Source organism: Actinomadura macrotermitis (genome assembly GCF_009604375.1).
GTDB lineage: Bacteria > Actinomycetota > Actinomycetes > Streptosporangiales > Streptosporangiaceae > Spirillospora > Spirillospora macrotermitis.
Map to the genome: position 1 here is coordinate 949,045 of NZ_WEGH01000003.1, position 15,495 is coordinate 964,539.

11 protein-coding genes are annotated in these 15,495 nt (G+C 71.3%); 5 read left to right on the forward strand and 6 right to left on the reverse strand.

Annotated features, from left to right (window positions below):
- Positions 1–48: 48 nt before the first annotated feature.
- From smpB to ftsE, 3 genes are all read right to left on the reverse strand, one after another.
- Positions 49–522, reverse strand: coding sequence for an SsrA-binding protein SmpB (gene smpB / locus ACRB68_RS25760; protein ID WP_153536667.1), 474 nt, complete (start codon positions 520–522; stop codon positions 49–51).
- 204 nt (positions 523–726) lie between these two features.
- Positions 727–1,632, reverse strand: a complete 906-nt coding sequence (gene ftsX / locus ACRB68_RS25765) for a permease-like cell division protein FtsX (RefSeq protein WP_153536670.1) — start codon at positions 1,630–1,632, stop codon at positions 727–729.
- A 205-nt stretch (positions 1,633–1,837) separates the two neighbouring features.
- Positions 1,838–2,530: a cell division ATP-binding protein FtsE gene (ftsE, locus tag ACRB68_RS25770; protein WP_328594766.1), complete on the reverse strand. Its 693-nt coding sequence runs from the start codon at positions 2,528–2,530 to the stop codon at positions 1,838–1,840.
- Between the two features lie 517 nt (positions 2,531–3,047).
- On the opposite strand from ftsE, the gene ACRB68_RS25775 reads away from it, so the two are divergent.
- Positions 3,048–3,230, forward strand: a complete 183-nt coding sequence (locus ACRB68_RS25775) for a hypothetical protein (protein WP_153536672.1) — start codon at positions 3,048–3,050, stop codon at positions 3,228–3,230.
- Positions 3,231–3,261: 31 nt separating this feature from the next.
- On the opposite strand, the gene ACRB68_RS25780 is transcribed toward ACRB68_RS25775, so the two are convergent.
- Positions 3,262–4,329, reverse strand: a complete 1,068-nt coding sequence (locus tag ACRB68_RS25780; protein ID WP_328594767.1) for a hypothetical protein — start codon at positions 4,327–4,329, stop codon at positions 3,262–3,264.
- Positions 4,330–4,497: 168 nt separating this feature from the next.
- On the opposite strand from ACRB68_RS25780, the gene prfB reads away from it, so the two are divergent.
- From prfB to ACRB68_RS25795, 3 genes are all read left to right on the forward strand, one after another.
- Positions 4,498–5,613: a peptide chain release factor 2 gene (gene prfB / locus ACRB68_RS25785; RefSeq protein ID WP_328594769.1), complete on the forward strand. Its 1,116-nt coding sequence runs from the start codon at positions 4,498–4,500 to the stop codon at positions 5,611–5,613.
- 135 nt (positions 5,614–5,748) lie between these two features.
- Positions 5,749–6,723, forward strand: coding sequence for a hypothetical protein (locus ACRB68_RS25790; protein ID WP_235959883.1), 975 nt, complete (start codon positions 5,749–5,751; stop codon positions 6,721–6,723).
- A 173-nt stretch (positions 6,724–6,896) separates the two neighbouring features.
- Positions 6,897–7,793: a hypothetical protein gene (locus ACRB68_RS25795; protein ID WP_153536674.1), complete on the forward strand. Its 897-nt coding sequence runs from the start codon at positions 6,897–6,899 to the stop codon at positions 7,791–7,793.
- A gap of 22 nt (positions 7,794–7,815) precedes the next feature.
- On the opposite strand, the gene ACRB68_RS25800 is transcribed toward ACRB68_RS25795, so the two are convergent.
- Together ACRB68_RS25800 and ACRB68_RS25805 are read right to left on the reverse strand one after the other, a co-directional pair.
- The gene (locus ACRB68_RS25800; protein WP_153536676.1) at positions 7,816–12,657 is read right to left on the reverse strand and encodes an NAD-glutamate dehydrogenase; all 4,842 of its coding nucleotides are present in this window, start codon (positions 12,655–12,657) and stop codon (positions 7,816–7,818) included.
- A gap of 173 nt (positions 12,658–12,830) precedes the next feature.
- Positions 12,831–14,369 carry a serine/threonine-protein kinase gene (locus tag ACRB68_RS25805; RefSeq protein ID WP_153536678.1) on the reverse strand — a complete coding sequence of 513 codons (1,539 nt, stop codon included), beginning with the start codon at positions 14,367–14,369 and terminating at the stop codon, positions 12,831–12,833.
- A 315-nt stretch (positions 14,370–14,684) separates the two neighbouring features.
- Between ACRB68_RS25805 and ACRB68_RS40610 the strand changes: the two genes are divergently transcribed.
- Positions 14,685–15,464 (forward strand): C40 family peptidase, encoded by a 780-nt coding sequence (locus tag ACRB68_RS40610; RefSeq protein ID WP_207709821.1) that lies wholly within the window; start codon positions 14,685–14,687, stop codon positions 15,462–15,464.
- The last annotated feature ends 31 nt before the right edge of the window (positions 15,465–15,495 follow it).

Consider the following 15,495-nt stretch of genomic DNA (forward strand, 5'->3'; position numbering starts at 1 on the left):
CGTGCGGGCGCTGTCACGCCCTCGGGATCGGCTGTTCATCGGCACCCTTCACCGTCTCCTGAACCGGGCCGCCGCCGCTTTCTGCATCTCCCGGTCCGCCTCGCGCTTGGCGATCGCCTGGCGCTTGTCGTAGGACTTCTTACCACGGGCCAGGCCGATCTCGACCTTGGCCTTCCCGTCCTTGAAGTACAGCGACAGCGGCACCAGGGTCCAGCCCGGCTCGGACGTGCCGGCGATGATCTTGTTGATCTCGCGCTTGTTCAGCAGGAGCTTGCGGCGCCGCCGCGGCGCGTGGTTGGTCCAGGTGCCCTGCACGTACTCGGGGATGTGCACATGCTCCAGCCACACCTCGCCGTCCATGACGTGGGCGTAGCCGTCGGCCAGCGAGGCGCGGCCGGCGCGCAGCGCCTTGACCTCGGTGCCCATCAGCACCATGCCCGCTTCCCAGGTCTCCTTGATTTCATAGTCGTATCGGGCGCGCTTGTGCTGAGCGATCAGCTTGCGCCCTGTCTCACGTGACAACGTGATCAGCCTCGGTCCTTCTCCGGCAGCGTGGCGGACGGTCGGAACGGTTCCCGCGCCGATGCCTTCCCCCTAGGTAGGCGATCCTACGATCATCGCGCGGCCGCGGCACGCGGGGATCGAAGCGGGAACGCCGAACCGGCCGGCGTCCAGGCTGCAGGACGGCCGGCCGGTTTCAGGCCCGTGGCACCGGGGCGTTCCCCGTCAGATGCGCAGGTAGCGCCGCAGGGTGAGGAAGGAGGAGATGGCGCAGACCAGCACGCCGAAGCAGATCGACAGCACCATCACCGCGAACACCATGCCCCAGCCGAGCTTGCTGGCGAACTGCAGGTTGCCGGCCAGCCGGTCGATCAGCAGCACCTTGCTGAAGATCAGCAGCACCGAGGCCAGCAGGCCGCCGATCAGGCCGGCGACGGCGCCCTCCAGGATGAACGGCATCTGGATGTAGGTGTTGGACGCGCCGACCAGCCGCATGATGCCGGTCTCACGGCGCCGGTTGAACGCCGACAGCCGCACCGTGTTGCCGACCAGCAGCACCGCCGCGATCAGCTGGAACACCGCGATCAGCAGCGCCGCGTTCTGCAGGGCGCCGAGGATCCCGAAGAACTTCTTCAGGATCTCCTGCTCGTTGACCACCTGGTCCACGCCGGTCTTGCCGAGCAGCCCCCCCACGACCTCCTTGTACTCCTGCGGGTTCTTCAGCCGGATCCGGTAGGAGTCGGGGATGTCGCCGGGCCGGGTGCTGTTGACGAAGCCCGGGGAGTTGGCGAAGCGCTGCTTGAAGCGCGCGTACGCCTGCTCCTTGTTCTCGTACTCGACATGGGCGACCTGCGGCATCTTGTCCAGCTGGGCCTTGAGCGCCGCCTTCTCCTCCGGCTTGGCGTCCTGCTTGTTGCAGACCGGGTTGGAGCTGGACTTGGTGCACAGGAAGACCGAGACCTCGATCTTGTCGGTCCAGTAGTTCTTGGAGGCCTTGGCCTGGCCCTGGACGAGCAGGCCGGTGCCGAGCAGCGCCATGGCGATGGCGACGGTGATGATGAGGGAGATCGTCATCGTGAGGTTCCGGCGGAGACCGATCCAGATCTCCTGGAGAACGAACTGTACGCGCATGCCTCGCTGTCCTTGATCGCCTGTGCCCCGAGGGAGCCTGAGTCCGGTGCAGGCTATGTCATCGGACTGGTTTACAACGGAATGTCGTACGTGCCGGCCGGTCCCGCCGGTTCAGCAGCCTGCGGCGGGAACGACCGGAACGTCCGAGGTGGACGCCCGGGGACGCCCGTTCAGGTGACGGCCCGCGGCGCGGGCCGTGAGCGGGTCAGTACGCCTGGCCGTACACACCGCGCGACTGGTCGCGGACGACGCGGCCGTCCTCCAGCTCGACGACGCGCTTGCGGAACGCGTCGACGATCGCGGCGTCGTGGGTGGCCATGACGACGGTGGTGCCGGTCCGGTTGATGCGGTCCAGCACCTTCATGATGCCGATCGAGGTCGCCGGGTCGATGTTCCCGGTCGGCTCGTCGGCCAGCAGGATCATGGGGCGGTTGACGAAGGCGCGCGCGATCGCGACGCGCTGCTGCTCACCGCCGGACAGCTCGTCGGGCATCCGGTTGCCCTTGCCCTCCAGGCCGACCAGGTCGATGACCTCGGGCACGACCTTGTGGATGAAGCGGCGGGGCTTGCCGATCACTTCCAGCGCGAACGCCACGTTCTCGAAGACGTTCTTGTTGGGCAGCAGCCGGAAGTCCTGGAACACGCAGCCGATGCGGCGGCGCAGGTGCGGCACCTTCCAGTTGCTGATGCGGCTCAGGTCCTTGCCCGCCACGTGCACGTGACCCTGGGAAGGACGCTCTTCCTTGAGGATGAGGCGCAGGAAGGTCGACTTGCCGGAGCCCGAGGGGCCCACCAGGAACAGGAACTCGCCCTTCTCGATGGCGACGTTCACGTGCTGGAGGGCCGGCCGGTTGCCCTGGCTCTTGTAGACCTTGCTGACGTTGTCAAAGTGGATCACGGCTGCATCACGGCGGTTTCAGCACCATTCTTGCGAGAGACCTTGTCATCCCCTGGAGACGGACCGGGGCTTGGCGTGGTGGTCCGCGAGCCCGTGGGGCACGGACCTGCCGGCGGCCGGGGATACGGTTCCGCGGGCGCTGAGCGGGCCGACCGCCACCCGGGGGAGTCCGTCAACCTGCTTGAGGCGGCATCATACAGCCGCCGTTCCGGCCGATACGTCACCTCCACGAGCGGGTGCGGGCTGTGCTCCCGGACCGGCGGGCCCGGGCAGCCGACTCCAGGGTCGGGAGCCCCGTGGCAGGCGACCGCACCGAGATCCGGTCACCGACGGGACTCCACAACGTATCGGTTCGGTAAACCGATGCGTTCCGAGCAGTGTAGGGGTGCGAGGGCACCGCCTGGACCACCCGGTCCCGGGGTCCCGCAGGACTTTACAGCCCGGACATGCCGATTGCCGCGTAATGGCGCCTAAAGTTCTCAGTGACAGGAACTTCCGGCTGGAGAGAGGCAGCGCGATGAGCTGCGACCATCTGATCTGCGCCCAGTGCTCCCATCCGGTGGCCGAGGGACGCTGCCCGACCTGCCGGAACGCGCGTGACCGGATGCACGGCGAGGGTCCGGTCATCCCGCCGATGCTGGTGCTGGCCGGGCTGGTGGCGCTGCTGTTCGTCGCGCTGCTGCTGCAGCGCCTCGCCTGAGGCTCCCGCGGGTCCCGCCAGGAGGACTCGGCTAGGAGGACTTGAACGGCGGTGTGCTCGCCTTGACGTAGCCGCCGCCCTGCGCGACGACGTCGGCCTTCGGCTGCTCCCCGGACTTGGCCTTGACCGGGTCGAACGCGGCGAACTGGAGCGTCTGCGTCATGTCGATCTCGTTGCCCTTGACGGTCCCGTCCAGCAGGAACGCCACCTCCGGCGGGATCGGAGGCTTGACGTCCTTTCTGTTCCTGTCCTTCGGCAGCAGGTAGCTGTTGCGCGTCAGGGCGTACAGCACCAGCCCGTTGCCGTGCTCGGTGGCCAGCGCGAACAGCTGGTAGTTCGTCACCACCACCACCGACTGCAGGCTGAGGTCCTTCCGGCGCTTGGCGCGGCGGGGCTGCTGGTAGATGCCGGTGGTGTACGGCCCCGGCTTCATGACGTCGGTGGCGATGCTGTTGGGGCCCTCGGAGGCGATCGTCGCCTGGATGCTCGGCAGCGAGCCGGGCCGGATCCGCAGCGAGCCGTCGGACGGGGCGATCGCCGTGGCGTAACCGTCACGGTCCACCACGACCTTGGGCAGTTTGGCCTTCGGCGCCGGCTCGGTGACCAGGCTGAGCTTCCAGTCCTCGCCGGCCGAGCGGCGGACGAACCCCATCAGCGCGTCCTTGCCCTTGTCCTTGCCCTTGCTGTCCTGCCCGGTGCCCTCGCGCACCGTCCGGTGCACCGAGGCCACGAACCACTGGGGATATACGGCGTCCTTCAGCCGCGGCACGTACAGCTTGGGCGTGCCGTAGGTGTAGCGGGCCACCGGGCGGTGCTCGAACAGGGCCTTGCGGTACTCGGCCGCGGTCAGCGCGTACTGGCCTTCGACGACCCAGGAGAGCGCGAGCCGCTCGTCGCCGGTGGTGCGGGCGACATCGTCGTTGCTGACGTAGGCGCGGAACTCACGGTCGGCGACCTGCGGGGTCAGCGGCTCGGGGACCGGCTTGGGGATCTCCGGCATCGCCGCCGGGCGCGCCCGCCGATCGTCGCCGCCGCAAGCCGCGGTGAGCGCGATCGGCAGCAGCAGCGCCGCCGCCACCGTCACAGACCTTTTACGCACTGCCCCCGGCCTTCCCGAATCCCGGCGGATCCCCCGTGAAGATCCGTGCGGACACTCTATTTGTCCCGGCCGACCGGCATGGACGGATCTCCGTGGCCCGAGATTCTGCCACCCGCCCCGCCGCCGCGAACGCTCGGGCAGTGCCGGGACGGCGATAAGCTCAGGAGCGTGGCAGGAATCGACCCTAAAGATCAGCTCAAGGAGCTCGGCTCGACCCTGGGCGGCATCGAGCAGGTGCTGGACCTGGACGCGATGCGCCGGGACATCGCCGAGCTGCGCGAGCAGTCGGCCGACCCTGACCTGTGGAACGACCAGGAGCGTGCCCAGGGCGTGACGCGCCGGCTGTCGTACCTGGAGAGCGAGCTCGGCCGGGTGGAGACCCTGCGCCAGCGGCTCGACGACGTCGCCACGCTCTACGAGATGGCCGACGAGATGGACGACGCCGAGACGCGCACCGAGGCGGACGAGGAGCTGGCGTCGCTGCACAAGGCGGTGCAGCAGCTGGAGGTCCGCACCCTGATGTCGGGCGAGTACGACGCCCGGGAGGCGCTGGTCACCATCAACGCCCAGGCCGGCGGCGTGGACGCGGCCGACTGGGCCGAGCAGCTGCAGCGCATGTACCTGCGCTGGGCCGAGCGCCACGGCTATCCGACGGAGGTCTACGAGACCTCCTACGCCGAAGAGGCCGGGATCAAGTCCACCACCTTCACGGTGAAGGCCCCCTACGCCTACGGCACCCTGCGCGGCGAGCACGGCACGCACCGCCTGGTGCGCATCTCGCCGTTCGACAGCCAGGCCCGCCGGCAGACCTCGTTCGCCGGCCTGGACGTGGTGCCGGTGGTGGAGCAGAGCGACCACGTCGACATCGACGAGAGCGAGCTGCGCATCGACGTGTACCGCTCGTCAGGCCCGGGCGGCCAGGGCGTCAACACCACCGACTCGGCGGTGCGGATCACCCACCTGCCGTCGGGCATCGTGGTGTCCTGCCAGAACGAGCGCAGCCAGCTGCAGAACAAGGCCACCGCGATGAACGTGCTGCAGGCCAAGCTGCTGGAGCGCAAGCGGCAGGAGGAGGCGGACAAGATGTCCGCGCTGCGCGGCGAGGGCACCAGCTCCTGGGGCACCCAGATCCGCAACTACGTGCTGCACCCGTACCAGATCGTCAAGGACCTGCGCACCGGCGTGGAGGCGGGCAACCCGACCGCCGTGCTGGACGGCGACCTGGACGAGTTCATCGAGGCCGAGATCCGCTGGATGCGCCAGCAGGAGGCCGGCACCGGCTGATCGGCGCCGGCCGATCGCCCCGGGGACGATCGGCCGGCCTCTTCGCCGATTTTCGTATTCGCACAGTGATCACATGGTGACCCTGCGATGATGTGACGCGGCTTACTCGCCGCATCACCATCTCGGGGGACTCTCATGCCCGTACGCCCCGCCCTGCCCACCCGTGCCCTGGGTGGCAGCGCGCTCCTCCTCCTTCCGCTGCTGTCCGCCGCCTGCTCGGGGGACACGAGCGCGGACGCCGCGCCCGCGCTGACCCGCCAGCAGGCCGAGCAGGCGCTGAACCGCTACGCCGCCGCCGTCACCACCGCGGGGCAGAGCCTGGATCCGGCCGCCCTGTCGCCGGTGGAGGGCGCGCCGCTGCTGCCGATGGACGTCGCGTCCGTCAAGCTGCGCAAGGCGGTGAAGAAGAAGGCCGCGCCGCTGAAGTTCAGCTCGACGAGCTTCCTCATCCCGCGCCTCAGCGGCTACCCGCGCTGGTTCGCGGTCGACGCGGTGAGCCGCACGGGCAGGCAGGGCTTCCGGCACGCGCTGCTGTTCACGCAGGCCAAGGAGGGCGCGCCGTGGCTGGCCACGGCCGACCCGTTCCCGGCCGACACCTCGCTGGCCAAGGCCGCGCGCGACGAGGGCGGGTTCGCCGCCCCGGTCCCGCTGGACGCCAAGGGCCTCGCCATCGCGCCGGGCCGGATCGGCGCCGCGCACACCGCGCTGCTGAACGGCGGGCCGAAGGCGGCGGGGGCCGGCGGCATCGCGCCCGGGCCGCAGACCACCGGGGCCTACGAGGCGCTGCGCGCCGGGCAGAGCGCGCTCACCAAGCGCGGCGTCGACATGAAGGCCGCGTTCAGCCCGGACGCCGCGCCGACCTACGCGCTGCGCACCAAGGACGGCGGCGCGCTGGTCTGGTACACCGTCAAGCAGACCGAAGCGTATTCGGCGGCGAAACGGGGCAGGCTTCGTCTATCCGGCGACCTCATCGGGCTCACCACCCCCGATTCGGTTAAAAAGCGGATGAACTCCACGGTGCTGATCCAGTACCTGGCCGTGGTGCCGCCGCACGGCGCCGCCACCGTCAACGGGATCTACCGCAAGGCCATCGCCGTCGACGCCTCCTGATCTCCGTCGGGTGGCGGGGCGGTCCCACTCTTCTTGACCGCTGCGGTGGGACCGCTCCGCACCCGACGGGTTTTTCCCGCACCGCCTTTCCCCGCACCACCCGCCTCCGCCCCCGGGCCCGTTCTTCTCTACACTGGCGCGGCAATCGTCGGGAACATCCGTCCGAGGTGGAGATGCGCGGTTATCTGGCGCTGGTCGTGGCCGCGTGCACGCTGACGTCCTGCTCGGACGACCCGGACCCGGCGGACACCGCCGGCGCGGCCCGGCCGGCCGCCCCGGCGGTGTCGGCCGAGGAGTCCGCCCGCGTCCTGAAGGACTGGGTGGCGCGGCACAACAAGGCGCTGACCTCGGGCGAGGAGCGGGACTGGCGGGCCGCCGTCACCGGCGCCCTCGCCGCGCCCGTCCGGGCCCGCGTCCGCACCTACGGCGCACTCGGCGCGGAGGCGCGGATCTCGCTGCGCAACCCGGTCTTCTACGTGCCCCGGCTGAGCGGCGGCCCGCGCTGGTTCGCGGTGGCCGCGCTGGAACGCTCGGACGGCAGGGAACGCCAGGTCCTCGCGCTGTTCACGCGCAACTCCGCGAAGGAGCCGTGGCTCGCCGCGCACTGGCTGACGTTCAAGGGCCGCCCGCCCGAACTGGCCTACGACCCGCAGGGGTACGCCGTCCCGGCGTCCGACCGGGGACTGCCCGCCGCGCACGCCGCCTACCTGACCAGCAACGACCAGACCGGCCTCGCCCCCGACGCGTTCTCCACGCAGGCCCGGTCGGGCCGATCGGGCGACTGGACGGCCCCGCCCGGACGGTTCACGCCCGGGCCGGGCCCGTCCCACGCGCTGCGCACCAGGGACGGCGGCTCCCTGGTCTGGTACGGGCTGACGCAGCGGCAGACGCTCACCGGGGGCACCGCGGAGCGGCTCCCCGGCGAGCTGCGCGCCTACCTCACCAAGACCGGCGCCGACCCGGGCGGGACCGTGCGGGCCACCTGGCAGTGGCTCGCGATCGGCTACTCCCCCGCCACGGGCGGCAAGGCCCGCGTCCTCGGCACCTCGGTCTCCCTGACCGAGGGCTAGCACCGCGGGCCGGCACCGCGGGCTAGGCGCCCGTCCCCGGCAGCGAGCTGGCGTTGACCAGGGTGCGGATGGAGCCGAGCGCCACCGACAGCGTCGCCAGGTCGAAGCTGTCGCTCTCCCAGATCTCCGACAGCGTCTGCTGCGCGCGCAGCACCGCCGTCTCGTTCTTGCCCGTCCAGTTCAGCAGCCGCGCCTCGGGCGCCATGCCGCGCTCGCTGGTGACCAGCACGTCCCGGGTGAGGGCGGCGTGCGCGGCGTACAGGTCGTCGCGCAGCGCGCTGCGGGCCATCGAGCGCCACCGGTCGTCACGCGGCAGCGCGATGATCCGCTCGCGCAGCCGGGACAGCTGCAGCCGGTCGGCCAGGTCGAAGTAGACCTCGGCGACCTCCTCCACCGGCCGGCCCGTGTCGTGCGCGATGCCGACCAGGTCGAAGGTGGAGTAGGCGGCGCCGAGCATCGCGCACTGCTCGGCGATCTCGTCGGGCACGCCGAGCTCGGCGAACTGGTCCCGGCGCTGCTCGAACGCGGCCAGGTCCAGGCCGGCCAGCAGCTTGGGCAGCCGGGCGCTGAGGGCGAGCGCGCCGCCGGCGAAGAAGTCGATCGTCTCGCGGATGTCGAACGGCGGGCGCCGGTTGTGCAGCAGCCAGCGCGCGCCGCGCTCGGTGAGCTTGCGCGCCTCCAGCAGCATCGCGATCTGGGTGGACTCCTCCACCTGGTGCGACAGGCCCTCGACCGACCGCCAGAAGCGCGGCATGTCGAACACCTCGCGGGCGACCAGGTAGGCCCCCGCGATGTCGGACGGCGACGCGCCGGTCTCCTCGTTCATCCGGAACACGAAGGTGATGCCGGAGTTGTTGACCACGTCGTTCACCACCGCGGTGGTGATGATCTCGCGGCGCAGCGGGTGCCGGTCCATGTAGCCGCGGAACCGCTCGCGCAGCGGCGTCGGGAAGTAGCCGGCCAGCCAGGAGTCCAGGTAGGGGTCGTCCGGCAGGTCCGAGCCGATCAGGTCGGCGTCCAGCGTCATCTTGGCGTAGGCGAGCAGCACCGAGAACTCCGGCAGGGTGAGGCCGAGGCCCGCCTGCCGCCGCTCGGCCAGCGCCTTGTCGTCGGGCAGGAACTCCAGCCGCCGCTTCAGCCGGCCGCTGCGCTCCAGCCGGCGCAGGTAGCGGGCGTGCACGTGCAGCATCGACGGCGCCTGCGCGCGGGACGCGGCCAGCACCACGTTCTGCGCGTAGTTGTCGCGCAGCACCAGGTCGGCGACCTCGCCGGTCATCGAGTCCAGCAGCGTGTCGCGCTGCTTGCGGGTCAGCTCGCCGTCCCGCACCACCTGGTCGAGCAGGATCTTGATGTTCACCTCGTGGTCGGAGGTGTCCACGCCGGCGGAGTTGTCGATGAAGTCGGTGTTGACCAGCCCGCCGCTGCGGGCGTACTCGATCCGGCCGAGCTGGGTGAGCCCGAGGTTGCCGCCCTCGCCGACGACCTTGCAGCGCAGCTCGGCGCCGTCGACGCGGACCGGGTCGTTGGCCTTGTCGCCGACGTCGGCGTTGTTCTCCGTGGAGGCCTTGACGTAGGTGCCGATGCCGCCGTTCCACAGCAGGTCGACCGGCGCCTTCAGCGCGGCGCGGATCAGCTCGAACGGGGTGAGCGCCTTGACGTCGCCGGGCAGGCCGAGCACCGCGCGCATCTCCGGCGTCAGCCGGACCGACTTGGCGGTGCGCGGGAACACCCCGCCGCCGCGCGAGATGAGCGAGGTGTCGTAGTCGGCCCACGAGCTGCGCGGCAGCGCGAACAGCCGCTGCCGCTCGCGGAAGGAGACCGCCGGGTCGGGGTCGGGGTCGACGAACACGTGCCGGTGGTCGAACGCCACCACCAGCCTGGTGTGCTCGCTCAGCAGCATGCCGTTGCCGAACACATCGCCGGACATGTCGCCGATGCCGACGACGGTGAAGTCCTCGTTCTGCACGTCCTTGCCGAGCGAGCGGAAGTGGTACTTCACCGACTCCCAGGCGCCGCGCGCGGTGATGCCCATCGCCTTGTGGTCGTAGCCGACCGAGCCGCCGGAGGCGAACGCGTCGCCGAGCCAGAAGCCGTACTCGGCGGCGACGCCGTTGGCGATGTCGGAGAACGTCGCGGTGCCCTTGTCGGCGGCGACGACGAGGTAGGTGTCGTCGCCGTCGTGGCGGACCACGTCCGGCGGCGGCACGACCTTGCCGTCCACCAGGTTGTCGGTGACGTCCAGCAGGCCGGAGATGAAGTCCTTGTAGCAGGCGATGCCGGCGTTCATGAACGCCTCGCGGTCGGCGGCCGGGTCGGGCAGCTGCTTGCCGACGAAGCCGCCCTTGGCGCCCGCCGGGACGATCACGGTGTTCTTCACCGCCTGCGCCTTGACCAGGCCGAGGATCTCGGTGCGGAAGTCCTCGCGCCGGTCGGACCAGCGCAGCCCGCCGCGCGCGACCGAGCCGAACCGCAGGTGCACGCCCTCGACCCGCGGCGAGTACACGAAGATCTCGAACTTGGGGCGGGGCTGCGGCAGGTCCGGGATGCCCGCGGGGTCGAACTTCAGCGACAGGTAGGGCTTGCGCTGGTAGTGGTTGGTGCGCAGGGTCGCCTGGATCATCGACAGGTAGGCGCGCAGGATGCGGTCCTCGTCCAGGCTCGCCACGTCCTCCAGGTCGCCGCGCAGCTCCTCGGCGATGGCCTCGCTGCGCTCGGACTCCCCGCCCGCCAGGCTCGGGTCCAGCCGCGACTCCCACAGCCGGATCAGCAGCCGGGTGATGGAGGCGTTGCGCAGCAGCACCTGCTCGATGTAGCGCTTGGAGAACGAGGTGCCGGTCTGGCGCAGGTACAGCGCGTAGGCGCGCAGCACCATCGCCTGCCGCCAGTCCAGGCCGACGTGCAGGACGAGCGCGTTGAAGCCGTCGTTCTCGATGTCGCCGCGCCACAGCGCGTTGAAGGCGTCCTGGAACAGGGTCTTGACGACCTCCTCTGACACGTCCTTCGGCGGGTCGTAGCGCAGGCCGAGGTCGTAGATCCAGGCGCGCGGCCGGTCGGCCGGCAGGATCTCGTAGGGCCGCTCGTCGACGACCTCCACGCCCATGTTCTGCAGCAGCGGCAGCACCCGCGACAGCGAGATCGGCTCGCCCAGCCGGTAGATCTTCAGCCGCCGCTCGCCGGGCCCGGCGCTGAACGGCTCGTACAGGCTGATGGAGGTGTCGGCGCCCGCGGTCAGCGCGTCCAGGCGGCGCAGGTCGGCCACGGCGGTGCGGGCCGGGAAGTCGGCCTTGTAGCCCTCGGGGAACGCCTCGCCGTAACGGCGCGCCAGGGTGCCGGCCTGCTCCTCGCCGCACTGCTCGGTGATGGCGTCGGTGAGGTCGTCGGCCCAGGAGCGGGTGGCGGCGGCGAGGCGCGCCTCCAGCTCGTCCACGTCCACGTCGGGCAGCGGCCGGCCGCGCTCGCCGCGCACCACCACGTGCAGCCGGGCCAGCATCGACTCGGTGACGTTGGCGCTGTAGTCGACGCTGACGCCCTCGAAGGCGCGGCGCAGGATCTCCTGGATGCGCAGCCGGATCTTGGTGGTGTAGCGGTCCCGCGGCAGGTACACCATGCACGACATGTAGCGGCCGTACATGTCCTTGCGCAGGAACAGCTTCAACTGGCGGCGCTCGCGCAGCCGCAGCACGCCGAGCGCGATCGGCAGCAGGTCGTCCACCGAGATCTGGAACAGCTCGTCGCGCGGGTAGCTCTCCAGGATCTCGATGATGTCCTGGCCGTCGTAGGAGTCGGCGGTGAACCCGGCCAGCTCCAGCACCTCGTCCAGCTTGCGCTTCAGCACCGGGACGTGCGAGATCGACTCGCTGTAGGCCACGTGCGTGAACAGGCCGAGGAAGCGGCGCTCGCCGATCACCTCGCCGAGCTCGTTGAACCGCTTGACCCCGATGTAGTCCAGGTACAGCGGCCGGTGCACGGTGGAGCGCGAGTTGGCCTTGGTGACGATCAGCAGGTGCGGCTGGGTGGCGCGGGCGCGCACCTCGGGCGGCATCGCGGCGAAGGAGTCCGACTCCAGCTTGTCGGCGCGCAGGATGCCGAGGCCGGTGCCGGGCTCGGGGCGCAGCACCGCCCCGTCCTCGGCCAGGGTGTAGTCGCGGTAGCCCAGGAAGACGAAGTGGCCGTCGGCGAGCCAGTCCAGCAGCTCCACGCCCTCGGCCAGCTCGGCGGCGGGCAGCGGCGGCGGCTCCTCGCGGATCTGCGCGGCGACCTCGCCGGCCCGCGCGCGCATCTTGGTCTCGTCCTCGACCGCCACCCGCACGTCGTTCAGGACGCGCTGCAGGTCCTTCTCCAGCTGGTCCAGCCGGGTCCGGTCGCTGGTGCGGTCGATCTCGATGTGGATCCAGGACTCGTCCAGGTCCAGGTCGCTGTCGCGGCTGCCGCGGAACGCCAGCAGCCGGCCGGCCACGTCGCGGTCCACCCCGATCAGCGGGTGCACGATCAGATGGGTGGTGAACTGGTGCCGGCTCAGCTCCATCGTCACCGAGTCGACCAGGAACGGCATGTCGTCGGTGACGACCTGCACGATCGTGTGGCCGGGGTCCCAGCCGCACTCCTCCACGGTGGGGGTGAAGACGCGCACCTTGGCGCGGCCCTGCGGCCGCTCCTCGCCGAGCGTGCGGTGCGCCATCGCCGGTCCGCAGATGTCGGCGGGATCGCGCGTCAGCAGGTCCTCGGGGGCGACGTGGCGGTAGTACAGGCGCAGGTACGCGACCGCCTCCTCCAGATCACCGCCGCGTGCGCCCGGCCGGTGCGCGCACGTCTCCGCCGCCCTCCGGAGGATGTCGTCCTTGGCCTGGTCGAGCTTGCCGCCCATCAAAAACTCCCTAGAGAACTTCCGCCACCCCGTTGTGGCGCCGCTCACCGCGCCAGCCTAGTCAGGAATCGCCACAAAGCCGACCTGCGCGAACGGGCCCGGGTGGTCGTCACCACCCTGCCAGTCCCGGGCGCGCGACTCGCCGGGAACGGCCGAGTCCGCCCGGTGCCCGCCTATCCGGCGGGCGGGCCGCCGGCCGCGTTGGCGCCGCCGGCCGGCGGGGTGGCCGTCGGGCCGGGCGCGTCCGGGGTGGTCGGCCCGCTCGTCGGCGTCGGGTCGGTGGTGGGCGGCGCCGACGGGGACGGCGGCGGCGTGGTGGCGGCCGGCGGGGTCGACGGCGCCGTCGTGGGCGCCTCCGACGGGGTCGGCGTCGGCGACGGCGTCTCGGTGGGCGGCGCGACCTGCTGCTGCCGCCGCTGGGTGTGCCGGGCCGTCGGGGCCGTCTCCGGCGCGGAGGTCTGCGCCTGCTCGGGGTGCTTGGGGTCGCTGACCTGCTTGGTCGTGGTGCCCCGGTCCGGGCCGCTGAACGCCAGCACCGCCACGGTGATGACGACGGCGACGGCCAGCGCCGCGGCGGCCGCGAGGGCGGCCGGGCGGGTCAGCGCGGCGGCGGCGCCGCGGCGCCGGACCGGGCCGGCGGCCTGCACCGGGGTGAGGGTGTTCTGCGCGGCCCACTCGGCGGGCGTCGGCAGCCGCTCGGCGGTGTCGCCGGAGGACGGCGCCTCCTCCGCCAGCGGCGTGAGCCCGTGCCCGGACTCGGGGGCGCGGACGGGCCGGACCGCCTGCGTCTCGGCGGCGCGGACCTCCTCGTCGCCGAGCTCGGCGGCCAGCTCGCTGCCGACCGCCAGCATCGCGGTCGCCTCGTCCGAGGACGTCGCGGCGGCCGGGACGGCGGGCACGGCGGCCTCCTCGTGGCCGAGCAGCCGCATCAGCAGCTGCCGGGCCGCCGGGCGGCGGGCCGGGTCCTTGTCCAGGCAGTCCTCGACCAGGTCGCGCAGCGCGCCGTCCAGCCCGCCGAGCCTCGGCTCCTCGTGCAGGATGCGGTTGATCACCGCGGGGATGGAGTCCTGGCCGAACGGCGGCTCGCCGGTCGCGGCGTAGGCGAGGGTGGAGGCCCAGCAGAACACGTCGGCGGCGGTGCCGGCCTCCTCGCCGCGGATCTGCTCGGGCGCCATGTAGGACGGGGTGCCGATGACCTTGCTGGTGAGCGTGGTGGAGCCGCTGATCGCGCGGGCCACGCCGAAGTCGATGACGCGCGGGCCGTCCGGGCCGATCAGCACGTTGTGCGGCTTGAAGTCGCGGTGGATGATCCGGGCCTGGTGGATCGCGGCGAGCGCGGTGGCGGTGCCGACCGCCAGCCGCTCCAGCGCGGCGCCGGCGAGCGGGCCCTCGCCCTGCACCAGCTGGTTCAGCGACGGGCCGGGCACGTACTCGCTGACGATGTAGGGGCGGTCGCCGTCCACGTCGGCGTCGATCACCTGGGCGGTGCAGAACGGGGCGACCCTCTTGGCCACCTCCAGTTCGCGCAGGAACCGGGCGCGGGCCTTCGCGTCCGCGGTCAGCTCGGGGTGCAGCAGCTTCACCGCGACCCGCCGGCCGTCCTCGGCCGTGCCGAGGAAGACGCTGCCCTGGCCGCCCTCTCCGACCCGTCCGACCAGGGCGTACTCCCCCAGCCGCTCCGGGTCGCCGGACCGCAGCGCCCCAACCTCCATGCGCGGAACCGTTCCTCTCTTTTCGAACCGGACCGAAAAGGGCCCACGGCCCTTGTGCCGGTATGACGTCCTGGCCCCGGAGGAGGTTGACCCGGCCCGGCGACCGTATGGCGCGAGATGACCGGGGGGCTGCCCTTCGGGCGTCCATGGTCTGCTCCACCCTACCGCCCGGCCGCCCCGGGCAATGCGGACCTTATCCGACATCGTAAGTCATTTGCGCAGGTCAACCGGGTAATTTCGGAGTAACTCAGGAATGCCGTTTCCGCGCGCCGGGTAGACAGCCGTCGGATGATCTTGTGAGGAGGTACGACATACATGTCCATCCCCTTAAGGGCCGCCTGCGGCGCGGCCTCGGTCACCCTGGCGCTGACGCCGGGCATCACCGAGGCGCACGCCGCCGACGCCGCCCGAACGGAGAAGATCCAAACCCAGCGCGACCCGGGCACGGACCCGGCCGGACGACGACCACAAGCTGCCGGAGAGCAGCCCGGGACCATCGAACGGCATCCCTGGACCACGGCCTTGCAATGGTCCCTGCCCCGCAAGCGCGGCAAGCACTTCCAGCGATCGCCGCGGGAGCGCGGCGCGCGCGACGTACCGCGCATCGCACCACGGAGCCGGCCACGGGCCGAGGCACGGGCCAGATCGCTCGCCTCGCTCCAGCAGGCCGCCCGCCGCAAGCGCTCCCAGATGATCGCCGCCTGGGACCGCAAGGCCGACCGCGCGATCGCCTTCGCGCTCCGGCAGCGCGGACGCCCCTACATCTGGGGCGGCACCGGACCACGCGGCTACGACTGCTCCGGCCTCGTCCAGCAGGCCTGGCGCAACGCCGGCGTCAAGATCCCGCGCGTGACGTACTCGCAGTTCCGCCAGATTCCCACGCATGTGAGCCGGCGCCAGCTGCGGCCCGGTGACCTGCTGTTCTTCAATGGGCTCGGCCATGTCGGCATGTATCTGGGCGGAAATCGGTTCATCCATTCGCCCAGACCGGGACGCACAGTGACCGTCGAGCGACTCCGCGGATATTACCGCGCGAACTTCAGTGGAGCCGCCCGACCCGCCTGGAGGGATCTGCCCGCGATACCGACAAGCTGATCTGACGGACACGGGGCTGCGCCTTACGGTG

Bases quoted from the DNA above. Each gene is read 5' to 3' on its own strand.
- ftsX (WP_153536670.1), bottom strand. From the start codon at position 1,632: ATGCGCGTACAGTTCGTTCTCCAGGAGATCTGGATCGGTCTCCGCCGG.
- ACRB68_RS25775 (WP_153536672.1), top strand. From the start codon at position 3,048: ATGAGCTGCGACCATCTGATCTGCGCCCAGTGCTCCCATCCGGTGGCC.
- ACRB68_RS25790 (WP_235959883.1), top strand. From the start codon at position 5,749: ATGCCCGTACGCCCCGCCCTGCCCACCCGTGCCCTGGGTGGCAGCGCG.
- ACRB68_RS25795 (WP_153536674.1), top strand. From the start codon at position 6,897: ATGCGCGGTTATCTGGCGCTGGTCGTGGCCGCGTGCACGCTGACGTCC.
- ACRB68_RS25800 (WP_153536676.1), bottom strand. From the start codon at position 12,657: ATGGGCGGCAAGCTCGACCAGGCCAAGGACGACATCCTCCGGAGGGCG.
- ACRB68_RS25805 (WP_153536678.1), bottom strand. From the start codon at position 14,369: ATGGAGGTTGGGGCGCTGCGGTCCGGCGACCCGGAGCGGCTGGGGGAG.
- ACRB68_RS40610 (WP_207709821.1), top strand. From the start codon at position 14,685: ATGTCCATCCCCTTAAGGGCCGCCTGCGGCGCGGCCTCGGTCACCCTG.